The 24,545-nt window shown below is 39.0% G+C and carries 23 protein-coding genes, 1 pseudogene and 1 other annotated feature; of the genes and pseudogenes, 19 read left to right on the top strand and 5 right to left on the bottom strand.

What is annotated here, in order from left to right:
* The first annotated feature begins 38 nt into the window (after positions 1-38).
* From A3I5_RS0104720 to A3I5_RS0104670, 12 genes and pseudogenes are all read left to right on the top strand, one after another.
* Positions 39-1,220, top strand: a complete 1,182-nt coding sequence (locus A3I5_RS0104720) for a pyridoxal phosphate-dependent aminotransferase (RefSeq protein ID WP_018373474.1) — start codon at positions 39-41, stop codon at positions 1,218-1,220.
* Positions 1,221-1,233: 13 nt separating this feature from the next.
* Positions 1,234-1,629: pseudogene (locus tag A3I5_RS12890) on the top strand (VOC family protein).
* Between the two features lie 12 nt (positions 1,630-1,641).
* On the top strand, positions 1,642-2,988 hold the full coding sequence (gene asnS, locus A3I5_RS0104715) for an asparagine--tRNA ligase (RefSeq protein WP_018373473.1): 1,347 nt from the start codon (positions 1,642-1,644) through the stop codon (positions 2,986-2,988).
* A gap of 545 nt (positions 2,989-3,533) precedes the next feature.
* Positions 3,534-3,669 (top strand) — a sequence feature (ribosomal protein L10 leader region).
* Positions 3,670-3,702: 33 nt separating this feature from the next.
* Complete coding sequence (rplJ, locus tag A3I5_RS0104710; protein WP_018373472.1) at positions 3,703-4,203, top strand: 50S ribosomal protein L10; 501 nt, start codon at positions 3,703-3,705, stop codon at positions 4,201-4,203.
* A 64-nt stretch (positions 4,204-4,267) separates the two neighbouring features.
* Positions 4,268-4,636 carry a 50S ribosomal protein L7/L12 gene (gene rplL / locus A3I5_RS0104705; protein WP_018373471.1) on the top strand — a complete coding sequence of 123 codons (369 nt, stop codon included), beginning with the start codon at positions 4,268-4,270 and terminating at the stop codon, positions 4,634-4,636.
* Between the two features lie 187 nt (positions 4,637-4,823).
* Positions 4,824-5,552, top strand: a complete 729-nt coding sequence (locus A3I5_RS0104700) for an ABC transporter ATP-binding protein (RefSeq protein WP_018373470.1) — start codon at positions 4,824-4,826, stop codon at positions 5,550-5,552.
* Between the two features lies 1 nt (position 5,553).
* Positions 5,554-6,915 carry an FtsX-like permease family protein gene (locus A3I5_RS0104695; protein WP_018373469.1) on the top strand — a complete coding sequence of 454 codons (1,362 nt, stop codon included), beginning with the start codon at positions 5,554-5,556 and terminating at the stop codon, positions 6,913-6,915.
* 145 nt (positions 6,916-7,060) lie between these two features.
* Complete coding sequence (locus A3I5_RS12070) at positions 7,061-7,597, top strand: tyrosine-type recombinase/integrase (RefSeq protein WP_083903300.1); 537 nt, start codon at positions 7,061-7,063, stop codon at positions 7,595-7,597.
* 113 nt (positions 7,598-7,710) lie between these two features.
* Positions 7,711-8,571, top strand: coding sequence for a ribosome biogenesis GTPase YlqF (gene ylqF, locus A3I5_RS0104685; protein ID WP_018373467.1), 861 nt, complete (start codon positions 7,711-7,713; stop codon positions 8,569-8,571).
* Positions 8,549-9,334 (top strand): ribonuclease HII, encoded by a 786-nt coding sequence (locus A3I5_RS0104680; protein WP_018373466.1) that lies wholly within the window; start codon positions 8,549-8,551, stop codon positions 9,332-9,334. The genes ylqF and A3I5_RS0104680 overlap by 23 nt, the downstream gene beginning before the upstream one ends.
* Positions 9,318-9,887, top strand: coding sequence for a sugar O-acetyltransferase (locus A3I5_RS0104675; protein ID WP_018373465.1), 570 nt, complete (start codon positions 9,318-9,320; stop codon positions 9,885-9,887). Before A3I5_RS0104680 ends, A3I5_RS0104675 begins: the two co-directional genes overlap by 17 nt.
* Positions 9,887-10,786: an ROK family protein gene (locus A3I5_RS0104670; protein WP_018373464.1), complete on the top strand. Its 900-nt coding sequence runs from the start codon at positions 9,887-9,889 to the stop codon at positions 10,784-10,786. The genes A3I5_RS0104675 and A3I5_RS0104670 overlap by 1 nt, the downstream gene beginning before the upstream one ends.
* Positions 10,787-11,096: 310 nt before the next feature.
* Here A3I5_RS0104670 and A3I5_RS12590 read toward each other — a convergent pair whose 3' ends face one another.
* The gene (locus tag A3I5_RS12590; RefSeq protein WP_018373463.1) at positions 11,097-11,456 is read right to left on the bottom strand and encodes a hypothetical protein; all 360 of its coding nucleotides are present in this window, start codon (positions 11,454-11,456) and stop codon (positions 11,097-11,099) included.
* A gap of 160 nt (positions 11,457-11,616) precedes the next feature.
* Here A3I5_RS12590 and A3I5_RS0104660 point away from each other — a divergent pair, with 160 nt between their 5' ends.
* The 3 genes from A3I5_RS0104660 (at position 11,617) to A3I5_RS0104645 (ending at position 16,511) form a co-directional block, all read left to right on the top strand.
* The gene (locus tag A3I5_RS0104660; RefSeq protein WP_026216927.1) at positions 11,617-12,549 is read left to right on the top strand and encodes a metal ABC transporter solute-binding protein, Zn/Mn family; all 933 of its coding nucleotides are present in this window, start codon (positions 11,617-11,619) and stop codon (positions 12,547-12,549) included.
* A gap of 17 nt (positions 12,550-12,566) precedes the next feature.
* Positions 12,567-14,783, top strand: coding sequence for a pneumococcal-type histidine triad protein (locus A3I5_RS11635; RefSeq protein ID WP_018373461.1), 2,217 nt, complete (start codon positions 12,567-12,569; stop codon positions 14,781-14,783).
* 408 nt (positions 14,784-15,191) lie between these two features.
* A complete protein-coding gene (locus A3I5_RS0104645; RefSeq protein ID WP_018373459.1) occupies positions 15,192-16,511 on the top strand; it encodes a uracil-xanthine permease family protein in 1,320 nt (439 codons plus the stop codon).
* Between the two features lie 59 nt (positions 16,512-16,570).
* Here the strand turns inward: A3I5_RS0104645 and A3I5_RS0104640 are convergent, their stop codons facing one another.
* The 3 genes from A3I5_RS0104640 to A3I5_RS0104625 form a co-directional block, all read right to left on the bottom strand.
* Entirely contained in the window at positions 16,571-17,233 is a 663-nt protein-coding gene (locus A3I5_RS0104640) for a DNA alkylation repair protein (RefSeq protein WP_026216926.1), read from the bottom strand.
* Positions 17,234-17,347: 114 nt separating this feature from the next.
* Positions 17,348-18,571: a peptidase T gene (pepT, locus tag A3I5_RS0104635; protein WP_018373457.1), complete on the bottom strand. Its 1,224-nt coding sequence runs from the start codon at positions 18,569-18,571 to the stop codon at positions 17,348-17,350.
* An 81-nt stretch (positions 18,572-18,652) separates the two neighbouring features.
* Positions 18,653-19,267 carry a hypothetical protein gene (locus A3I5_RS0104625; protein ID WP_018373456.1) on the bottom strand — a complete coding sequence of 205 codons (615 nt, stop codon included), beginning with the start codon at positions 19,265-19,267 and terminating at the stop codon, positions 18,653-18,655.
* Between the two features lie 271 nt (positions 19,268-19,538).
* Between A3I5_RS0104625 and A3I5_RS0104620 the strand changes: the two genes are divergently transcribed.
* On the top strand, positions 19,539-20,009 hold the full coding sequence (locus A3I5_RS0104620; RefSeq protein ID WP_018373455.1) for a GNAT family N-acetyltransferase: 471 nt from the start codon (positions 19,539-19,541) through the stop codon (positions 20,007-20,009).
* Between the two features lie 120 nt (positions 20,010-20,129).
* On the opposite strand, the gene A3I5_RS0104615 is transcribed toward A3I5_RS0104620, so the two are convergent.
* Positions 20,130-20,993, bottom strand: coding sequence for a helix-turn-helix domain-containing protein (locus A3I5_RS0104615; protein WP_018373454.1), 864 nt, complete (start codon positions 20,991-20,993; stop codon positions 20,130-20,132).
* 194 nt (positions 20,994-21,187) lie between these two features.
* On the opposite strand from A3I5_RS0104615, the gene A3I5_RS12975 reads away from it, so the two are divergent.
* The 3 genes from A3I5_RS12975 (at position 21,188) to A3I5_RS12585 (ending at position 24,385) form a co-directional block, all read left to right on the top strand.
* A complete protein-coding gene (locus A3I5_RS12975) occupies positions 21,188-21,352 on the top strand; it encodes a PhrA family quorum-sensing system peptide (protein ID WP_095114566.1) in 165 nt (54 codons plus the stop codon).
* 296 nt (positions 21,353-21,648) lie between these two features.
* Positions 21,649-24,138, top strand: a complete 2,490-nt coding sequence (lanKC, locus tag A3I5_RS0104610; protein ID WP_145955184.1) for a class III lanthionine synthetase LanKC — start codon at positions 21,649-21,651, stop codon at positions 24,136-24,138.
* A gap of 82 nt (positions 24,139-24,220) precedes the next feature.
* On the top strand, positions 24,221-24,385 hold the full coding sequence (locus tag A3I5_RS12585) for a hypothetical protein (protein ID WP_156809068.1): 165 nt from the start codon (positions 24,221-24,223) through the stop codon (positions 24,383-24,385).
* Positions 24,386-24,545: the final 160 nt, after the last annotated feature.

Raw genomic sequence — 24,545 nt, 5'->3', positions numbered from 1 at the left:
GATTTCAGAGTAGGTGACTATCTCTGCAAGGAGGAGTTATGACAGTATCAAAGCGTATCAGAGAAATGGAAGAAAGCATTACGCTGAAGGCTGCGGCTAAAGCTAAAGCTTTGAAAGCTGAAGGGCGAGATATTATCAGCTTGACGGTAGGTGAGCCTGATTTTCCAACACCTGTTCATATTCGGGAGGCGGCTATTAGCTCCATTAAGAATGGTTCGGCCAGTTTTTACACGGTAGCTAGTGGTTTACCAGCTTTAAAAACAGCGATTAGCAGTCATTTTGAAACTTTTTACGGTTATTCACTAGAGCCAAATCAAATCGTGGCAGGGACTGGGGCTAAGTTTATTCTCTACGCTTTCTTTATGGCGGTTCTTGACCCTGCAGATGAAGTTCTCATTCCGACTCCCTATTGGGTCAGTTATGCGGACCAAGTCAAGCTGGCTGAGGGCGTTCCAGTCTTTGTAGAGTCCACAGAAAGCAATGCCTTTAAGGTGACGGTAGATCAGTTGGAGGCAGCTCGGACAGACAAGACGAAAGTCATCTTGCTCAATTCTCCGTCAAATCCGACAGGAATGATTTATAGTCGAGACGAGTTAGAAGGGATTGGAAATTGGGCTGTTGAGCATGGTATTTTGATTTTAGCGGATGATATTTATGGTCGTCTGGTCTATAATGGTAATACCTTCACACCGATTTCTTCTATCTCGGAGGCTATTCGTCAGCAGACTATTGTGGTTAACGGTGTTTCAAAAGCTTACTCGATGACAGGCTGGCGCGTGGGTTATGCGACAGGAAATCCTGAAATTATCTCCAGCATGGCTAAGATGGTCAGTCAAACAACCTCTAACCTGACAACGGCCGCTCAGTATGCAGCTATTGAAGCCTTAGAAGGAGCGCAGGACTCTGTTGAAGAGATGCGTCAGGCCTTCGAAGAGCGGCTCAATACTATTTACCCACTCTTATCTGAAGTGCCAGGTTTTAAAGCGTTGAAGCCTCAGGGAGCTTTTTACTTGTTTCCAGATGTCTCAGAAGCGATGGCCATGAAAGGTTTTACGAATGTGACTGAGTTTACGGATGCTATTTTAGAAGAGACTGGTGTTGCCTTAGTTACTGGAGATGGATTTGGAGCACCTCATAACGTCCGGCTCAGCTACGCCAGTGGTTTGGACACACTCAAAGAAGCAGTGCATCGCTTGAAGGCCTTTATGGAGATGGACTGAGACGGAGAAGAGGGTGATTGATCATTTTGGAATTCGAGTGAAAAATCTGCAAGTTTCAAAAAACCTTAGCCCCACTTGGTTATGAATTGTGATTTGATAATGAGCATGCAGTTGTTTTGGTGAAGCACATAGTAGTGACTCAGGTGGAGATTTCTGGCTAGGGACTGGTCAACAAGAGCCACAACATTTTGCCTTTAATGTCAAAACGCATGCAGAGGCAGAGGCTTTTTACCAAGCAGGTTTGGCTGCTGGTGGGAAAGATAGTGGTACACCGAGCTTATGTCCACATTATTATCCCAATTATTACGCAATGTTCTTGCTAGCTCCAGATGGTAATAATATTGAAGCTGTCTGTCATGAAGACCACATTTTTGACGAGAAAATTTCATTAAACAAAGATAAAAAATAGAAAAGAGAAGCTATGTCTAGAAAATTAGTAAGTATTATGGATGTCCCAAACCATGTGGGTCAAGAGGTGACCATAGGTAGCTGGGTAACGAACAAATCTGGTAAAGGGAAGATTGCTTTCTTGCAGCTCCGTGATGGAACAGCCTTTTTCCAAGCAGTGGCTTTTAAACCAAACTTCATCGAGAAATTTGGTCAGGAAGAAGGAACGAATAAATTTGAGACAATCAAGCGTCTCAGTCAGGAGACATCAATCTATGTGACTGGTATTGTCAAAGAAGATGAGCGCTCTAAATTTGGCTTTGAGCTGGATGTGATGGATGTGGAGGTGATTGGTGAATCTGTGGATTATCCAATCACGCCGAAAGAGCACGGAACAGACTTCCTCATGGATCACCGTCACCTCTGGCTGCGTTCGCGCCGTCAAACGGCTATCATGCAGATCCGTAATGCTATTCTTATGGCATCGACAGAGTTTTTTGACAAGAATGGTTTCATCAAGTTTGATAGCCCGATTCTTTCAGGAAATGCAGCAGAAAATACGACAGAGCTTTTTGAAACGGATTACTTTGGCACACCAGCTTTCCTCAGCCAGTCAGGACAGCTCTACCTTGAAGCAGGGGCTATGGCTCTTGGGCGTGTTTATGATTTTGGACCTGTTTTTCGTGCGGAGAAGTCTAAGACTCGTCGTCATTTGACAGAGTTTTGGATGATGGATGCTGAATACCCATTTCTTAGCCACGATCAGTCTTTAGACTTGCAAGAAGCCTATGTCAAGGCACTTATCCAAGGCGTCCTTGATCGTGCTCCTCAAGCGCTTGAAATCTTAGAGCGTGATGTGGAAGCTCTCAAGCGGTATGTTGCTGAACCATTCAAGCGTGTAGCTTACGATGATGCTATCACACTCTTGCAGGAACACCAAAACGATCAAGATACGGATTACGAACCGATTGCTCACGGTGATGATTTCGGCTCTCCTCATGAAACTTGGATTTCTAACTATTTTGGAGTACCGACTTTTGTTGTCAATTATCCAGCTAGTTTCAAGGCTTTTTACATGAAGCCAGTTCCAGAAAATCCAGAGCGCGTGCTCTGTGCCGATCTTTTGGCACCAGAAGGCTACGGGGAAATCATTGGTGGTTCTGAGCGTGAGACTGACTATGACAAGTTAATAGCTCGGATTGAAGAAGAAGGCCTCAATCCAGAAGATTATGCCTTCTACCTTGACCTTCGTAAATATGGATCAGTGCCGCACTGTGGTTTCGGCCTTGGCTTAGAGCGCATGGTGACCTTTGTCGCAGGAACCAAGCATATTCGAGAAGCGATTCCATTTCCAAGAATGCTACATCGTATCAAGCCTTAATGAAAACTATCAAATCCAAAGTGGAATTTTTGAAGAGAAGGAATATGCAATAGTGCCGTGCTACTTTTCGATAAATTGATAAGAAGCCTTGAAGTTGCAAAACCTTTCTCCCGCTTGCAAAATAGCAAAATAAGCACAAAGTGCTCGTTAGATATGTCATTGACGAGTGCTTTGTGCTTGATGCTTTCGTGTCGCTTTTTTATCAAAGGATAAACGCAACTTGCAAGCGTCAGAACAGATTATAGTAATTTATACTATAGTTGTTTGAAGCAAGATTAGGATAGAGTTATCTCAAAATTAGAGCATCACATAGTCTATTTTCTTTCTGAGCCACGGTTGTACCGTTCTTAATTCAATTAGCTATACTTTAAAACAAACCTCATAATATTACACTAGACCTATGAAAACACTCCCGCTTAACAAGATGGGCTAAAGGCGTAATCCCTTTCTAGACCACTGAAATCAAATTATAATGTTTTCTCGCTTCTTTTTTGAAAAAAATGTGTGTAAGTCTTGCATTCTCTCCAAAATATGGTAGAATATAAGAAGTTTGAAAAAACTGACCTAAGACAGCAGGGGGAGTCCATCCATAAACATCCTGCCGAGGCACAAATCGTTAACCAAAGTTATTAACATTTGTACTTTCGTGTCTAGGTCTGGGCGCGTTTTTTCTTTGAAAAATGACCCAGCCAAAATAAAAACGGAGGTAAACTAATGAGCCAAGCAAGTATTGCTAAAAAAGCAGAACTCGTAGATGTTGTTGCTGAGAAAATGAAAGCAGCAGCTTCGATCGTTGTCGTTGACGCCCGTGGTTTGACTGTAGAACAAGACACTGTTCTCCGTCGTAACTTGCGTAACGAAGGTGTTGAGTACAAAGTTATCAAAAATGGTATCTTGCGCCGTGCAGCTGAAAAAGTTGGTTTGGAAGGAATGAACGATGTCTTCGTTGGTCCTACAGCCGTAGCATTTTCTAACGAAGATGTTGTTGCACCTGCAAAAATCATCTTTGATTATGCCAAAACTGCTGATGCACTTGAAATTAAAGGTGGCGCAATTGAAGGAGCAGTCGCTTCAGTTGAGGACGTTAAAGCCCTTGCTACATTGCCAAACCGCGAAGGATTGCTTTCTATGCTTCTTTCTGTACTTCAAGCGCCTGTTCGCAACGTGGCACTCGCTGTCAAGGCTGTTGCCGACAGCAAAGAAGACGCAGCTTAATGCTGCAAGTAGCTTAGAACTACAAACATTATATTTTATTTAAAACATTTTGGAGGAAATTACAATGGCATTGAACATTGAAAACATTATTGCTGAAATTAAAGAAGCTTCAATCCTTGAATTGAGCGAACTCGTAAAAGCTATTGAAGAAGAATTTGGTGTGACTGCGGCTGCTCCTGTAGCTGTAGCTGCAGCTGGTGACGCTGGTGCTGCTGAAGCTAAAGATTCATTTGACGTTGAATTGACAGCAGCTGGCGATAAAAAAGTTGGTGTTATCAAAGTTGTACGTGAAATCACAGGTCTTGGTCTTAAAGAAGCTAAAGAACTTGTTGATGGCGCACCAAACGTTATCAAAGAAGGCGTTGCTGCTGCTGAAGCTGAAGAAATCAAAGCTAAGTTGGAAGAAGCAGGCGCAAGCGTTACTCTTAAATAAGAAGCACATAGCAATTTGAGAGCGGAATCCTGATTTACCAGTCTTTTAGAGCTAATAGTGACTTGAAGAAACTGATAAATGTGTTTGGTTTCCTGCAAAAACCCTGCCAAATAAAACTTGGCAGGGTTTTTATTCAAGTAATGAATGTTCAGGAATGCACATTTTAATTTTAAGTTGAGGAAAAATTATGGCTGACAAAATAATAAGTATAAAAAATATTGTTAAAGATATTGTGTTGGGGAAGTCAAATAAAACAATCAGAATAATAGATGATATTTCACTTGATATAAATAAAGGTGAGTTTTTAAGTATAGTTGGTCCATCTGGATCTGGTAAAAGTACATTATTAAATCTTATTTCTGGTTTATCAACTCCCACAAGTGGAGAGGTTTATCTGGCAGGTCAGAACCTTTATGAACTAAACTCAACTAAGTTAGCAAGGCTAAGAAGAGACAAAATCGGATTTATTTTTCAACAATATAATTTAATCTCTGCTTTACCAGTATTTGAAAATATCGTTTTACAATTAAGACTAAGTCATCAGAAAATTGATAGATCTCAAATTGATAAATTACTTGAAAATATTAATTTTGAACCAAAATCATCGGTAAATATCGATTCTCTTTCTGGAGGAGAAAAACAGAAAGTAGCTATTGCTAGAGTATTGGCAACTGACTGTGAGATTATTTTTGCAGATGAGCCAACTGGAGCCCTAGATTCAATCTCAAGTGAGAAAGTATTTAATATTTTAAGAGAGATAACGGATAAAGGCAAAACAGTTATCATGGTTACTCACAATATTGAAATGGCCTCAAAAACTGATCGAGCAGTTGTTATACGTGATGGAAAAATACAAAACATTTTGTCGAATCCTACTGAAAGGTTATTACTTCATGAGATAGCGGGGAATTTGTAATATGATATCACTAGCATGGCTTCAATTTAAATATTCTTGGAAAATATGGTTGTTTTCACTTCCTGTATTTATCGTTTGTGCTTTTGTAATTAATATTTGCTTAACTAATTTTTTTAACTTTACGAATAGCAGTTTAGTAAATGCTGATATGGCAATTAATACCCAACTTTTCTTTGTTCCGATAATATTTGGTGGGATTATGATACCAATAGTTTTAAGAAATACTGTTAAAGAAATATTAAATGGTTTACAAAAGCAAAATAATGTCCAAATTATTTTAGGAATGACACCAGAATATTTGGCTATTCTAACAGGTGTAGAATTATCTATTGCCAGTTTATTAGGATCAATATGTGGTTCTATTTTGTCAATTCCTTTTGCACAGATTTTTTACAATTTTCTTGTTAGTACTCAAGGAACTCAAGAGTTTCCTGTTATGTCAATTAAGTTTTCAGTACAGGCCTTTTTGATGACATCAATATTAATTATGTTTATAACCATTTATAGTGGATATATTAGTTCGAGACGTACATTCTATAAGATTCAAAAAAATATCGAAAATATAAATATAAAAAATAAAGATAGATACTATCTTTTAAAGATACTATTATTGCTGGCTTTAAATATATCTATAATGATAGCCTTCTTTTCGCTTTTACCAGAAAAGTTAGGAGTCAATTCTTTTGGTGTATTAAGTGTGCTACTGATTTTTTTAGAAATTATGTTCATATCAGTATTGATAAATACATGTGGAAAACTAATCTTATTCTTCTTTTCTAAACTATTCAATATTTTATCAAATAGGTTTAAATTCCCCTTGATAAATTTTGCTACTTATAGCATTAATGAACATTTTGACGTATTTAAGAAAATATACATTCCTATAGCCATTATAAGTATATTTGTTTCGGGATTTTCCTCTTTACTTGTTGATCTACCCGATGGAGGAGATGCGGGAACTAGAACTTCAAATATGGTTGTCTTTTTAAGTGCTCCATTACTCATTGTATTAGCAAATACTATATGTATGATGTGGTTACTGCAAGAAAAAGAAACATTTGAAATACAACAACTATTTGTTGTAGGGTTACGGCCATTAGATATTTTTTTGAAAAAGGAATTTGAAATTCTAATTTATTCATTCACAACGTTAATACTGTCCTTAGTGTGTAATTTTGTGTTAAGTCTGATGTTTGTTAGAATAACTCAATTATTTAGTACAACTATGGTTTGGATTAATATTTGGCTTCCGTCTCTTTTGCTTTCGCTAGTTATTTTTATATTGATGACCATTGTAGCTGGAACTAAAGTAATAAATACGAAATGGGATATTTTACAATTTAGCATAGACACAGAACGTTAGGATATTTAGTGTTTTCAGGATTTTTAGAATCGAGAATAAAGAAATTTTAAAATTCATAACATTCTATTCCATGGAATCTTTGGATAAGATTTTAACCGATAACTTTAGAGTCTATCTCTAGAATAGAACTGAATACAGCTCACCAATAACATCTCACTCATTTCAGGAGGTATTATCACGAGTTGAAAAAGAACTTCATGAACACTGTGAGGAGAGATATGGTTTCAAATGGACGAAGCACATAACATCACATCCATTTCGACACATGCACATCACTTACCTTCAGAATGGTAACTCAGGTGTGGCACTCAAGGAAATTATGGAGCGTGTGGGACATGTCAATGTTGAAACAACAGTGATTTATACTCATAAAACAATGGATTCTCAAGCAGAGTCAATAACAGCATTGGATAATTTTGTGAAAGATAACTCTTTTGATTTCAAAGAACTAAAAGTTTGGAAATGCAAATATTCCCCTGCTATATATTCTGAAGTAATCAAGCATGAAGAGAGTAAATCGATTCACTTTGATTTAAACGAATTTCGTGATTTAATTGGTATTCATCAAAACTATTCTCCGAGACATATTGCCGGCAATATTATCCCCAAAATAAAAACGGATGTTGGAAAGTATATAGACTCATTCAATATCGTTACCCTAAAAGAATCGGGTCATAAGTAAATTGTGACTGGCTATGAATTGACTTGGTTATAGATATCAGTTGATTTTTGGATTTTTTAGAAAAACAGAACTCCAAGGGCTGAAAACCCTTGGTATGAAAGGAATTAGAAGTAATGGCTACTATTCAGTGGTATCCAGGGCACATGTCCAAGGCCCGTCGTCAAGTACAGGAAAATATTAAATTTGTTGATTTTGTGACGATTTTGGTGGATGCTAGACTACCTTTATCCAGTCAAAATCCTATGTTGACCAAGATTGTCGGTGATAAACCAAAATTGATGATTCTCAATAAAGCAGATTTGGCGGACCCGATTCGGACGAAAGAATGGCGTGTCTTCTTCGAAAATCAAGGGATTAAGACTTTGGCAATCAATTCAAAAGAACAGTCCACTGTTAAAAAGGTGACGGACGCAGCTAAGTCTCTGATGGCAGACAAGATTGCCCGACAAAAAGAACGAGGGATCCATATTGAAACCCTGCGGACCATGATTATCGGAATTCCCAATGCTGGAAAATCAACCCTGATGAACCGATTAGCAGGAAAGAAAATTGCAGTCGTCGGCAATAAACCAGGAGTGACAAAGGGTCAACAGTGGCTTAAGACCAACAAAGATTTGGAAATTTTGGATACACCGGGCATTCTCTGGCCTAAATTTGAAGATGAAGTAGTGGGGTTAAAGCTCGCTTTGACAGGTGCGATTAAAGACCAACTCTTGCCTCTGGACGAGGTCACGATTTTTGGCCTTAATTACTTTGCAAGGCATTATCAGGAGCGATTACTAGAGCGTTTCAAAGGATTGGATTTGGATCAGGAAGCGCCTGAAATGATCATGGCAATGACGCGTAAACTGGGCTTTCGTGATGACTATGACCGTTTTTACAATCTTTTTATTAAAGAGGTTCGGGACGGCAAGCTGGGCCGCTATACCCTAGATAGACTGGAAGATTTAGATGGCGACGATAGCAGAGATTAAAGCACAGTTGCAGGAGTTGACAGACCCATTGGATCCGCGCTGGGCTGAATTTTTATCAGACTCTCGGTCTGGGGTTCAGTTGGCTATTGGCAAGCGCCAGCGGGAGATTGAAGCTGATCGGGCTGAAGATGCCCGCTTGGACAAGATGCTGCGCTACGAAAAAGAGCTGTACCTGCAAGGAATTGATCTTATCGCAGGAATTGACGAAGTTGGGCGGGGCCCTTTAGCAGGTCCAGTCGTGGCTGCGGCGGTCATTTTACCAAAAAACCTCAAAATAAAAGGCTTAAATGACAGTAAAAAAATTCCAAAAAGAAAGCATCAGGAGATTTATGAGATGGTGATGGCGCAGGCCTTAGCAGTTGGTATTGGAATCAAGGACCAGACTGTTATTGACGAGGTTAATATCTATGAAGCAACCAAGTTAGCCATGCTGGAAGCCATTAGCAAATTGCCAGTTAGGCCACAGGCTCTGCTCATTGATGCTATGACATTAGATAGTCCCCTTCCACAGCAGTCAATTATCAAAGGTGATGCTAATAGCCTTTCGATTGCAGCGGCGTCAATTGTGGCCAAAGTCACTCGTGATCAGATAATGGCGGATTACGATAGCCAGTATCCAGGCTACGGTTTTGCTCAAAATGCCGGTTATGGTACTAAAGCGCATTTGGAAGGCTTGAAAACATTGGGAGTGACTCCCATTCACCGAAAGACTTTTGAACCAATAAAATCTATGACAGGAGTGACACATGACAACGGAACGTGACAAAATGTTGGCAGGCCAGTTGTATGATGCTAGTGATGCCGAATTAAAAACTGCACGGAAACAAGCCCGTGAAAAGATAAGAAACTTCAACCAAGAAGTGGTGGATACCAAGCGTACCGAACTCCTCAAATCTTGGCTTGGATCAACAGGTGAAAACATCTATATAGAGCCTCATTTTGCCTGTGATTATGGAACGAATATCCATGTGGGTGAAAACTTTTATGCCAATTTTAACTGTACTATGTTGGATGTCTGCGAGATTCGTATCGGTAAGAACGCTATGCTAGGACCAAATGTTCAACTCCTAACGCCTTTGCACCCTCTGGATGCTGAGGAACGCATTGCAGGTCTGGAATATGGCGCTCCAATTACGATTGGGGATAATGTGTGGATCGGAGGTGGCGCGATTATTCTTCCAGGTGTGAAATTGGGGAATAATGTTGTTGTCGGTGCAGGAGCTGTGGTGACCAAATCATTTGGTGATAATGTCGTTATTGCTGGCAATCCTGCTCGTGTTATCAAGCGCATTGATAATGAAATGGGAGAAATCTAATGAAAACTTACTTAGGTATTGACGTTGGTGGCACTTTTATCAAGTCAGCTCTTATCAGTGAGACTGGCACTGTGTCACAAGAGAAAAAGGTTGCCACACCGGATAATATGGCTGATTTTTTGATATTATTAGAAAATCTTGTGGCCGAAAGTAAGGATCAAATCACTGGTGTCGGCATTTCAGCGCCAGGTCGCATTGATGTGAAAACTGGCTATGTCCATGTCGGCGGAGCTCTCCTTTATCTTAAGGACCTAGCCCTCAAAGACCACCTTGAGCAAAAGTTTGGTTTGCCCTGTGCTGTCATTAACGACGCTAAAGCAGCAGTCTTGGCAGAACATTGGTTGGGGAACCTAAAAGAGGTACAAAATGGTGCAGCCCTTGTTCTTGGTACAGGCGTTGGCTCAGGCATCATCCTCAATGGCCAACTCCTACAAGGCTCTCACTTTCAAGCAGGTGAGTTGACCTTCATGTTGCGCTCGGCAGGAACGCTTGATATGAGAAATTTGACTGGTATGGCAGCATCTGCAGTTGGTTTTATCAGTCGCGCTGCTAGTCTTTTAGATCTTTCAGATAAAAACGATGGCCAGACAGTTTTTGAAGCTATTAAAGCTGGTGACAATGCAGAGTTGACACAACTTTTTGAGGCTTACTGCCGTGAGATTGTCTTTATGATTTACAACCTTCAAGCTGTTATTGATGTCGAAAAGGTCGTCATCGGTGGTGGGATTTCAAGTCAAGATATCCTGATTGATCAGGTTCGTGACATCTATCTGAAAGATAAACGCTCTTCTGATATTTACGATGCCATGTTTACAGATCTGAAAATCGAACCGTGCGCCTTTCGAAATGCCAGTAATATGATTGGGGCAGTGTCTCTTTTGGTCAATAATAAACGATAGTGGAGAGCCTGTTGTTTTATAGTAAAAATGTAGATTTTATAACCGATTGGCTATCACTAAAAAGCTATTGGTATTCTAGCTATGACTGCCTAGTCTTTACTTTTGAGAGATAGAAAGCTATCTACTTATTTTTGTAATATATTCCCTAAACTCGGCAATTTTTGCTGAGTTTTTTGTGGCTGTTTTATCAATAAAAACTCAATCATAACTAGTATCTTATCTATGAAGATAAAAAAATCATTTTTTTCTTGACAAATGATAATTAACTGGTAAAATAGTTTTTGTAAAAAATGGAACACGCCCTAAAAAGCTAAATGGAGTTTGGTATGGTTGGGGCCGTAGGCATCTGGATTTTCTTCAATTTCATTTGTGAAAATCCTAGCTGACCTAGTCGGGGTGCGTCAACTTCATCGAAGATGACTGACTTACCGCCATTTTTCGTCGCCTTTCTTAACGGGCTTTGTATCTTGGTAATTGAATTCGAGCTAAAATACTCGGTAAAATTCGTGAGTTCCCTTGGGTCCTTGGACTCATCGATCGCTCCCTTATTTTCCAGCGTATTTTGCAACGCTCTCATATCTTGTATAACTGAATTCGGCCTAAAATCCTTGATAAAATTCGAAAACTTCCTAAAGTCCAGAGACTTGTCGTCTATTTTCTCATTTTTCATCGGATTTTTTCACGGCCTCATATCTTACTAAAACTGAACACGCCCTAAAAAGCTAGATAAAATTCAAAAATTTCCTAGAGTCTACAGACTCGTCGTCAATTTTTTCATTTTTCGTCGCTTTTCTAAACGGGCTTTGTATCTTAAAAAAAGGAGGATTAAGTTGAAACACAAAAGCAGTTGTTGTTTGTTTTTTTTAATCATATGCTTAACTGGTTTATTACTTGCGGCATGTGGGCAAACAAAACCTAAAAAAGAAGAAGTTGGATTGAAGATTGTGACGAGTTTTTATCCTATTTATGCGCTAACAAAGATTGTTTCAGGAGATTTGAACAGTGTCAAAATGATTCAGTCCGGTCAGGGGATTCATGGCTTCGAGCCATCTGCCAATGATATTGCCGCTATTTATGATGCGGACGTTTTTATCTACCATTCTCATACCTTAGAGAGTTGGGCAGGGGCACTGGATCCAAACTTGCAAGGTTCTAGCGTTCGTGTCTTGGAGGCGACAGAAGGCATGGTTTTGGATAAGGTCAAGGGATTGGAAGATATAGAAGCCAGAGAAGGCATGGACGAGTCAACGCTTTATGATCCTCATACGTGGAATGATCCACTCAAAGCAGCAGAAGAAGCTAAGGTGATAGCGGGTCAGTTGGCAAAGATAGATCCAGATAATGCTTCGGTTTATCAAAAAAATGCTCAGCAATTTCAGGATGAAGCGAAACAGCTTGTGGCAAAATATCAACCTCAATTTAAAAAAGCCAAATCAAAGCACTTTGTCACTTCGCACACGGCCTTTTCATATTTGGCTAAGCAATTTGGTCTGGAACAGTTAGGGATTGCTGGGATCTCGACTGAGCAGGAGCCAACGTCCCGTCAATTAGCTGAGATTGAAGAGTTTGTCAAAGCCTATCAGGTCAAGACGATCTTTGTTGAGCAAGGCGTTTCCCCTAAAATCGCTGAAACAATCGCCTCCGCTACAGGGGCAAAGATAGCAGAGCTCAGTCCACTCGAAATTGACCCTCAAAACGGTAAAACTTATTTAGAGAATCTGGAGAAAAACCTTGAGATTCTCGTTAAAACGTTAAACCAATAAACAACAAAGGAGCATAAATGAATAAAAAGAAATTATTAATCAGTAGCGCAGTCCTAAGCCTGTGTTTGGCATCAAGTGCTGGTGCTTATTACCTTGGCCATCAGCAAGGTCAAGATGAGGCTGGATCTAACCAAGTCAGCTATGTGGATGCGAGTGGAAAGGACAGTAAGGTTGTTACGAATACTAAAGGTATGACACCTGATGAGGTCAGTGCTAAAGAAGGCATTTCTGCTGAGCAAATTGTCATTAAGATTACGGATGATGGCTACGTCACTGCGCATGGGGATCATTTCCACTACTATACTGGTAAGGTGCCTTATGATGCGATTTTGAGTGAAGAGCTGATCATGAAGGATCCTAACTATGTTTTTAAGCAATCCGATGTGATTAATGAAGTTAAAGATGGCTATATTATCAAAGTCGAAGGGAAATACTATCTTTACCTCAAAGAAGGCAGCAAGTCTGAAAACATTAGAAGCAAGGCAGAGGTGGCAGAGCAACAAGCTAGGGCTAGTAAAAAGTCAGGGCATCGTGAAAATGGAGGAACACTTTCTTCTGTTTCAACATCAGGTCGCTATACGACCGATGATGGTTATGTCTTTAGTCCGACGGATGTCATAGACGATTTAGGAGATGCATTCATTGTGCCGCATGGAGATCATTTTCACTATATTCCTAAAGCTGACCTTTCAGCAAGTGAACTCGCTGCAGCTCAAGAGTATTGGGATAAAAAAGTCGGAAAAGGAAACCCTGTTCGTCCACCGTATGCCAATGCTCAAGGTCAAATGAATCAGTCAATTCACTACCAACCTGCAAATCCAGATGGCACACCAAATCTGATACAGTCAGGAACGAATTCAGTTAATCAAGCAGTTCAACCTGGTGAAACGCTAGCGGGTCTTTTGGCACAGTTGGATCGTACCCCATTAAGTGAACGTCATGTTGAAGTAGATGGACTCGTCTATGATCCTAGGACTATTACGCGCTTCAGCAGCACAGGTGTTGCGGTTCCACATGGTAACCATTATCATTTCATACCTTATAGTTCTATGTCTGCTTTGGAGTTAAAGATTACGAAACTGTTAGCAGCAGGCCACCCGATTGATGACAAGTCTATTATCGCTCCAACCCAACCAACCCAGCCAAAACCTAAGCAGCCGATTCAACCAATTGTTAAACCATCTAAACCAGAAAAGCCCATCGTTAAGCCAGCCAAGCCGAATGTACCAACACCACCTTCACCAGATAAACCAAAAGATGATCATGGTGTGACACCGCTTAATGAGCGAAAAGGGAAACCAAATTCGCAAATCGTTTACAGTCCTGAAGAGATTGCCAAAGCTAAAGCAGCAGGAAAATACACAACCTCAGACGGTTATATCTTTGATGCTAAGGACATCATTGACGATATGGGAGACGCTTATCTGACGCCTCATATGGGCCATACGCATTGGATTCCTAAGAAAAATTTGTCTGCTGAGGAATTGGCGGCAGCAGAAGCTTTCTGGAAAGCTAAAAAGGGTGAGCAATCAGAGGTACCAGCAGTTCCTGAAACGCCAGAGAATCCTTCTGATGGCTCTAGAAAAAAATCAACACCTGAAATTTATGAAACAGTTAAAGCAGCTAAGATTGTGCCAGTAGACAAGATCCCTTACCGAGCCGATCAGGCAGTTGCTTATCGAAATGGGATGCTGATCATTCCGCATCACGATCATTATCATAATCTAGATCTCAACTATTTTGACGGCCCACGTGCTATTTATGAAGCTCCAGAAGGCTACACAATCGAGGAACTCATGGCAACGATTAAGTATTACGTTGAAAATCCATCTGAGCGCCCATTGAAAGAAGGCTGGGGCAATGACAGCGACCACGATAAGCCTGGCAACAAAGAAGACAACAATTACGATATCAACGAGGAACCAGAAGAAGATACTGAGGACGAGGTCGATGACCATACATTGAAGATGCAAAAGCTGGCCAAACAGTATCATATGGACCAGAAAGAGTTTGAGAAAAGGATAGGAACTCTTTGCTTCCGATATTGGGCAAGTGAGGATAATCTTGAGTTCATCAATGAAACAGAAGTCCGTATCACCAAACCTGATGGCACTATTGTTCTTGTCAACCTGCATACCATGGAAGAAGTTGTAACGGAACCATCAGACAGTGCAACGAGTGAGTTGTCAGTAGCAGATAGTGTGATCACTCAGGCTGAGGAATCGTTAGAGTAGCTCAGATTTGGCAATGAGGATGATGTAAAGGAGTCCCAAGATAAAGAGAATGAGCGTTGTAACTGGTATTAAAATAGTTTGTTTCTTAATCATAGATTATTTCCGTTTAACATTTTTTCTAGGAGTAACTGCGATGAAAACTAAATTTCATTATAGCAGCTCTGATTCACTTGCGCACATGGTATGACTTGTTTCCTTATTTAGCGCTCTGCTATTGGTGAACTTTAAAAGATTGGCGACTTTTCACACGCTAAGACTAGATTTTTAATCATCTTTGTGGTAATATATCATACAGCGAAGGGCTTTTAATGTCATCCTGTGAGGTGACAAAGGCACGTAGAATCCGGAAAACTACTAGGCCCTATTGCAATAAAATAGGGCTTTTTGTATGCCCGGAAAAGAGGAATCATGGAGTCAAGCACTTCACGCGTGAATTTATTGTTGGATGTGGATCAAAATCCACCGTTTGCTAAAGGGCTCTTGCTGAGTATACAGCACGTCTTTGCCATGTTTGGTGCAACCATCTTGGTGCCGCTCATCTTGGGCATGCCAGTGTCAGTGGCTCTCTTTGCTTCAGGTCTTGGGACGCTTATTTATATGGTGGCAACTCAGTTTCGAGTCCCCGTCTACCTCGGCTCATCTTTTGCCTATATTTCAGCAATGGCCTTTGCTATTGAGCAAATGGGTGGTGACATCAAGGCGGCTCAGACAGGTGTTATCCTAGTTGGTCTGATTTACGTGATTGTGGCTGCGATGGTTAGGGTCTTGGGAACGAGATGGATTGATCGCATCTTGCCACCGATTGTGATCGGGCCAATGATTATGGTTATCGGCCTTGGTTTGGCTGGCTCTGCTGTGACCAATGCTGGCTTTGTGGCAAATGGCAATGTGAAAAATATCATCGTGGCTATCGTGACTTTCTTAATTACAGCTTTTATTAACACCAAAGCCAAGGGCTTCTTGAAAATCATTCCCTTCTTATTTGGGATAATTGGTGGTTACATTGTAGCGATTTTCTTTGGCTTGGTAGACTTTACTCCTGTTCTCGAAGCGAATTGGTTCGAGTTGCCTGGTTTTTACCTGCCCTTTGAAACAGGCGGTCTCTTCAACACCTATGATCTTTACTTTGGACCTGAGACTTGGGCTATCCTGCCAGTAGCTGTGGTGACTATTGCTGAGCATATCGGTGATCACACGGTCTTGAGTGAAATTTGTGGTCGTCAGTTCTTGAAATCTCCTGGCCTCCATCGTACCTTGATCGGTGATGGTGTGGCGACAGCAGTGTCTGCTTTCATGGGTGGTCCTGCCAACACGACTTATGGTGAAAATACTGGTGTCATTGGAATGACGCGCATTGCATCAGTATCGGTTATTCGAAACGCAGCCGTGATTGCTCTGGGGCTTAGTTTCTTTGGGAAATTCACTGCTCTTATCTCGACCATTCCCAATGCTGTCTTGGGTGGAATGGCCATCCTTCTCTACGGAGTTATCGCCAGCAACGGTCTCAAGGTGATGATTGAAAAGCGCGTTGACTTCCGTCAGGTGCGTAATCTCATCATTGCTAGCTCCATGCTTGTCCTTGGTCTCGGTGGCGCTATTCTAGAAATCGGTGCAGTGACTCTGTCTGGTACAGCGCTCTCGGCCATTGCAGGTATTCTGCTCAACCTCATCTTACCTCACGAAGAAGCCTTTGATGACCATAAGGTGGAAGAATTGCTGGAAAATTAGACAGAAAAAGAACTTGGATGGTTTAAGTCAAAGTTAAAATCATCCAAGTTTTCGCTATGCTACAAGTATTTAGTGGCTTCTCTGATTGATAGGGGAGCCATTTTTTCATGGTGCTGGTCGATAAAGTTTCGCACCCAGTCGGGATTCGTCTTAGAGTAGTCACGCAAACTCCAGCCGATGGCCTTATTGATAAAAAATTCCTGACTTCCCAGATTATTGAGAATAATGTTTTGAAGCAACTCTGTATCTGTCTGCTCTTTTTTGCCTAGCTGGTGGTCAATGGCAATACGACGAAGCCAAAAATCGTCTGATAAGGACATAGCTAGGAGAATTTCTGGCATCTTTTCATCAGCAATATGCCCAAAAACATAGTCTAGGTGATCAATAGTATCCCACCATTGCTGGGTTTGAGCAAAGTACATGAGCTTGGGGAGATCTGCTATAGTCAGATGGGCAGTCACAGCCACCAGATAGTCACAGACAAAGTAGTGACACTCGCGTTTGGGTTGATTCCACATGATGTCGAGCAAATCCCAGTCAATCATCTCAGATTCTTTAGCCTTGCTGATGATGTCCTTATAAATCTTGCGCCGTTCTGGTGTTGGAATGCCATAAAAGTCAAACTGGTGGCGCATATAGGCTGACATGGACTGTGCCTTTGTGAGATTTCTGGCATTTTCAAAGCGTGATAGGAGAATTTCGCAACTTTTTTGAGTTTTCATAAGTTGATGGTAACACAAAACATAGAGAAATACCAGCTTGGTTATAGTAATGATAGAAAAAAGCCTTAGAACAATGTCTTTAGGCTTCTTTGGTATTGAAGAGTGGTAACATCCTCAATCGTTATAACTGACAATCCCGATGATCACGTCAACAGCCTTTTCCATGGTTTGGAGTGAGACGAATTCAAAGCGTCCGTGCATATTTTCTCCACCGGCAAAGAGGTTTGGTGTCGGAATGCCCATAAATGAAATCTTGGAACCATCGGTGCCACCGCGAACAGGCTCAATTAGGGGTTCGATACCTTGTGTTTCCATGACTGCCTTAGCGATATTGATCGGTGTCATGTCTTTTTCGATGATTTTCTTCATGTTGTAATACTGATCGTGCATGTTCAAGACCACACGTTCAGTGTCTAGATTCGCATTCATCTGATCTGCGATGGATTGCATCAAGGCTTTGCGATTTTGGAAATCCTGATCCTCGAAATCACGAATGATATAGCTAGAGGTTGCATGGTCCACAGTACCCTCCATTTTCATCAAATGGAAGAAGCCTTCATGACCTTCAGTCAACTCAGGGCGATCATCAGCTGGCAATTGGTTGTGAAAGTCGATAGCCAACTGTAGAGCATTGATCATGCTACCCTTGGCAGTTCCTGGGTGGACATTACGTCCGATAAATTCTAGATGTGCTTCAGCGGCACTAAAGGTGTCGTACTGGAGCTCGCCTAAGGGGCCACCATCGACAGTATAGGCAAAGTCCACGTTAAAGTCTTCCACATCAAACTTGTCAGCACCGACACCAATCTCCTCATCTGGACCGAAGCCGACACGAATCTCACAGTGCTTGATGTCAGGATTTTCCACCAAAAATTCAATAGCCGTCATGATTTCGGCGATACCAGATTTATCATCCGCACCTAAAAGGGTCGTCCCATCAGTCGTAATCAATGTCTGGCCGTGGTAGTTGGTCAACTGAGGAAAGTCCTTAGGATTGAGTTCATAGCCAGAGCTTCCAAGGGCAATAGTAGAGCCATCGTAGTTTTCAATAACCTGAGGCGAAACATTTTCCGCGTTGAAATCTGCCGTGTCCATGTGAGCGATAAAACCGATTTTACGGGTTAAGCTTGTATCGTTAGCTGGCAGTGTTCCGATGGCAAAACCATTTGGCAAATAATGCACATCCTGAAGGCCAACGCGCTTCATCTCAGGTAGTAAGACGTTGTGCGCAAAATCAACCTGAGACTGGGTTGAAGGTGTTGTCGTTGATGTCTCGTCAGAACGCGTATTGACTTTAACATAGGTCAAAAAACGCTCTAGTAAATGAGGATAAGTCATGGTTCTTCCTTTCTTGTACTATCACATAGCTCTTAGTCTACCACAAATGGAGGGAAAAGGCCAGATGGAAAAACAGCCTGACTAAAAAACTTGATCAGACTGATTATTCAATCCAAAATGCTTCTGACACCAAGCTAGGACAGCCTGCCCAACTTGGTCGGAGCTGAGCTGGTCAACAGCTAGCACATCAACGGGCAACTGAGTTTGTAGCCAGGCTAATTTGCCAGGCAGGAGATGTTGGGTGTAGTGGTTGAAGAAGTTTCGACGACGTGTTCTATCGCTGTCTTTTCGCTCCTGCAAGGTTTCCTGTCCAGTTTGTAAAAACAGAGTTCTCTCAGGAAAGCAAGCTTTTAAGGCGGTTAACTCCGGAGCCAAGGCAGTTGCGATATCCCAATCCTTGCCAATCGATTTTGGAAAATGAAGGGTATAGTAGGCCATTTCCTCAGCGCCCCAGTCAACCAGAGTATAGAGGGAGTCTTTAGCCAGCTGATAGCGTTCTATCTCATGAGCAATCCAGTAGCGCTGAATGGTGACATAATCCTCAAACTGGGTCTTGTCTAAATCAAGGAGACGCAGCTTTTGAATAATGTCCCTATTGTCCTCAGGAAGAATACGGATATCAGGCGCGTGTTGCTGTATATAATCAATAGCTGTGCTTTTACCAACAGCCATAGAACCTTGTAAGCTGAGTAACATAAATCCCTCCTTGCTAGTATCCAATCCAAATGCCAAACAGCAAATATGTTTTCAGAAATAATTGGGGTAGTGGGCTATAAAAGCTTCTTGCTATAACACCTAGAGTTATTATAGCATCAAAAGAAGATTTTAACTAATCTATTTTTAGTCTACCATAAAAAACACGCTCAGGAAATGCTCCGACAAGATAAAATGACCCTTTAAAAATATGTTTGAGCATGGTATAATAGCGGTAAATTTGCTAGAAAAAATATCGGATGAGGAAATGTTGATGGAAGAAGTTCATTTGATCAGAATAGCTATTTCAGATGCAGAGAAGTTGTTATTATTGCAGAAAGAAGCCTTCAAGGATCTCTTGGACAAGTATCACGATTTTGAAACCAATCCCGGAAATGAGTCTCTAGAAAAGATTGAGGCTAAGTTAAAGCAAAAAGAAACTTACTTCTACTATATCTGTGCTGATAGTGCTATCGTTGGTGCAGTGCGCGTGGTAGATAGGAAAGACGGAAGTAGGAAAAGGGTAGCGCCAATTTTTATCATGAAAGACTACAGAGGTAAGGGCTTTGCTCAAAAAGCCTTTTACCAAATCGAGAAAATTCACGGACAAAATCACTGGAAATTAGACACTATCCTTCAAGAAGCAGGGAATTGCTACCTGTATGAAAAGCTAGGCTATCAGAAAACAGGAGAAATCGAAACCATCAATGAGAAGATGGACATCGTTTACTTCGAGAAAGATTGAATCAGCTAGTGCATCGTTTAAATGATAGAAAAAGAAGCCCAATCCAAGCTTCTTTTTTAAGGCTCCCTTTCTTAGAGCGCAACGTGACATTGCAAGGAGGTATTCAAAAGTAAATATAAACTAATTGTTATCCAGCTCTTTCAAATAATTTTCTATCTTCATTAACATTAATGGGTTACCATATATTTTGCATAACTCTCTTGCTTCTAAATAATAGTTTTTGACCTGCTCTTTATCCAAGAACTGTTCCCCAGAGTTCCCAACGAGTATGAGTAATGGAGCCAGTTGATAACTTGTCTGCTTCGATTTACAAAATTCAATAGTCTCAAGAGCCTCTTGTATAGCTTCATTATATTTTTCTTTGAATACTAAATAATGAGCGTAGTTGTAGCGAACTCTGATATAGCCAAAGAGAAACTCTTGATGATCAAGATTCTTTGTTTGATAGATTTTCATTAACAAAGAATAGTTGGATTCATAATCTTGTTCACGCCCAACTAAGGAATAGAAGTTAGATAGTGTGTTTAGCACCTTCAAGTATACCTGAGTTTTTGGAGAAATTTTTGATAACATGCTTTCTAAAGAGGAAATAGCTTTATCTTTAAGATCATATTTATAGAAGTCAATGATGAGTTTAACCCACTCAAGATACATACGATCTTCTGAAGATAGAAATGTATTCCTATCAGTCTCTACCTTGTATAGATATTCTAAATCGTCATAATTTCTATCATCTAATAGGCGACTAGAAAGGTGTTTAAAGTTTGAAAGGTTAGACGGTACTTCAATTTGTTCGTTGAAGAAGTAATCTAGAGGAACGTCTAAACGTTGAGAAAGTTTGAACAAAAGATCTGCAGAAGGCATAAAATTTCCTCGCTCAATCTTACTAATCTGACTTTGTTCACAGATACCCTCTGAAAGTACTTTCTGAGAGAGCCCTAGTTCTTTTCGTTTTAATCTGAATTTTTCAGCTACCATATTCATAATAATGTCACTTCCTTTTATGATAATCTCACGGTTTATTATATTACTTTTAGTCTAAAATAGCAAATATCTAGATGCGGTATATTCTTAATAGTAATAAAATAAAAAAAGAGGCAAAATATTCATAAAAACTATTGACGGAAGCATAGTGAAATGATAGAATTAAATCAATAAAAAGAAAGGGTTTTCAGATTATGAAAAAGAATACAATAATAAAATCATTGGCTTGTCTATTATTAGGATACACATTATTATGTGATACTGTTCATTACCAGCAACTATTTAATAATACAAGGTTTGATGTACAAATTCAACCTACTAAAAAAACAAATGGTTTAGACGTGGGAAAAGCAGATTAGATTATTCCTGCTCCCTTAAAATCAAAATAAAAGCTAATAATTCTATTTTACAAACTAAAATTTAATTTATTATTAGTCAGCTTAAAATAAAGTTATTATTTGATGACTTTACTAGATATTTTTATTATAGCAAAATCAATAGGTTCTCCCTTGTTTTCAAAGAGAGAATAAGGACTTGTTTTTTATGAGTTTTAAATATGTTTAAATGGGTGTTGTAATAAAATTGAAAAATTATAAAAGAAGGGATGCTACACAAAATCGTATATATTTAGTTTGTTGTGAGCATTTTTAATGATATGGAAAATTCAAGGTATTTAGTAGCAGATGATGATTTTTTTGTTGATTCGTTAAATAATATAAATGTCACTGAGATTTTTGAATTGTTAAATATCCCTAAAGATTATGATTGTATCATTTCAGAAAATAAGTTTTGGGTATATTATACTTCTAAAGCGGATGAACTACCACTTCAGGGCTGGAAATTACATATTAGTGTTAAGTATGAGGAAAGCGAAGAAGTTTTAAGAGAAGTTGCATCATATTTGTTTGAAAATAGAATCTCGTTTAAGCACATTTATTCAAAGATAGATCTTTTAGACACTTTGTCGAAGAATGGAAATAGATTACTTTCTGGCAAGTTTATCACTATCTATCCTCAGGAAGATATGCTTGCTACAGTTCTTGAAAATTTATATAATATATTAAAAAAATTTACTAAGGCATGTTATGTTCTGACCGATAGAAGATATAAGGACTCAAATATTTTTTTTAGATATGGAGCATTCCAAAGAATAGAAAATCAGGGTGAATTATGTATTCTGGATCCTGAGGGGAACTATTATCCAGATAAGAGAGAACCATTTTTTGACATTCCTAACTTTGTTAATATTCCCAAATGTTTAGAGGAGAGTATTAATAGCGTACATTCAGAAGTTCTGGAAAATCAAGATAGATTTAATGACTACATATTTCTGAAATCATTGAAGTATACGACTTCCGGTGGTATATATGTTGCTAAGAAAAGAAGTAGTGATAGAAAAGTTGTTATTAAGGAGGGGCGTTCTTCAACTGGTTTTGATTCTCAGAAAAAATCTATTATCGAAAGGTTAAAATCTGAGTATAATGTTCTTGAAAGGCTGAAAGACAATGAATATGTAGTAAACTCAATAGAAGCTTTTGAATACTGGGAAAATTATTATCTTGTTGAAGAATTTATCACAGGGATTACGTTAACACAATGGTGTACCATTAATTTTGAATATACTTCAGAAACTGATAAAACAGACTATATTTTAAAAGTTAGAAGGATTGCAAATGAACTTGAGTATATTTTAAGTACTATCCATGAAGATGGAATTGGTTTGTCAGACCTACAACCTAGTAATATTATGATTAATGACGATTTAGAGTGTCGATTGATTGATTTTGAAACAGCAGGCGATGTAAACGAAAAATACTCAGGACTAGCAACATATGGTTTTTCTAATAATGATTGCACAAGAAAAGAAAATGATAAAAAATCTCTTAAGAAAATTATTCGATACTTACTTCTGCCGATAGCACCTATTGATAACTTCGATAACAGACAACATAATATTCAAGATAGCTATATAAACCATATATATGGTAAGGAGATAATTAGAAAGTATTTTTCTGATTATGTAGGTATTCACGATAGAGAACTATTCAATTATGATCTTGAAGATATCGAGAGAAGATTAGTTAGTGGTATTGTGAATAATGTTATTCAAGAAGATATTTTTTCATATGGAGAGCTGGATGCGTATTTAGATAGTTATGGAAAAATAAACTATTTAACAGGTGGCTTGGGAATGTTATACGCTTTGCATATGGGTGGGGCAAATGTACATAGTTATAAAAATTGGATAATATCTCAAAAGGACTTGATAAAAAAATGTGACTTAGGACTTCTTACTGGAAGAACTGGAATAATTAATGTTTTGTACTCAATTGGGGAGATAGAAATAGCGGATGATTTATCTCGCAGCTTATTGGAAGAGTTGGATTCGTTTGAAGTAACTTCGGATTTATCTTTAAAATCGGGAGTAAGTGGGATTGTTCTAGGGTTATTAAGTATTGGCAATTATAATTCAGAGATTCATGAAAGTATCAGAATAAAAACTGAAAATTTATTTATCAAGCATAAATTTTATATAGAGGAAGAAATAAAAAAATTTGATAATTTAGATTTGCTAACAGGAGTTTCAGGAATTGCTTTAATGTTATTGGTACTCTTTTCTGAGACTGGAAATCAAAGTTATTATGAAATTGCTATATTAATTTTAAATAAAATGGAAATGAAGTTAATTGAGGATGTGCCTACTGGTGTTATTCAACTGACAGTTTCTGAAAATAGATTGATGCCCTATTTAGAATCGGGCAGTGTTGGGGTCTCATTAGTTTGGTATTATCTCAAGTATATTCTGAATGATAATTCATTCGATGAAAAATTAAAAAAAATAAAGAATAATTTAAAACTTATTACATTTTATGATGGTAATTTTTTATCGGGAGCATTTGGACAAATACTATTATTAGCAATTTTAGAAGAAAAAGATGTTCCGAAAGAAATTATGTTACTTTTAAATTTATATTTGGTTAACAGAGGGGAGACACTTGTTTTGCCAGGTCGTGGGGCTGTCCGGTTATCATTGGATATTCTGACAGGTAACTCAGGAGCTATACTAGCTATTGAAGCTTGGAAAAGGCAAAATCCATTTCTCTGGTTACCAATATTAATAAAGGGGGTGTTTAAAATGTACTAAGAAGAATGTTTTTTAGCTGTTTAAATTTCTTTTAGTTGTTTAAATTTCTTAGTGTATTTTCTACTTTAGAAAGGATTTAGTTATGTCAAAAAATATTCCCCAAGTAACATCTGTACTTGATTTACAGAAATTACCAGTATCTGGTGCAACCCAAGGTATCGATCCACGCTTCCCTACCACTGTTACCTTTACAGTGACTACTGTTACAGGCTTCTGGTCTACTCAAAGTGTGAGATGTAAAGGTTGACTTTATATTGAAAATAAATAGAAATGTAGGTATTGTTGTCTGCTAAGTGTACTGTATAAGCATTGCAAAAAAGTTATATTAATAGCTTTATATGCTTTATAAATATAGTATGTTTCTGAACAAGTCTAAAATTTTTATTAGTTTATAGAATATAATAAAA

This window comes from Streptococcus merionis DSM 19192 (genome assembly GCF_000380085.1).
Taxonomy (GTDB): domain Bacteria; phylum Bacillota; class Bacilli; order Lactobacillales; family Streptococcaceae; genus Streptococcus; species Streptococcus merionis.
The sequence above is the reverse complement of the archived record's forward strand: the minus strand, read 5'-3'. Positions and strand labels throughout refer to the sequence as shown.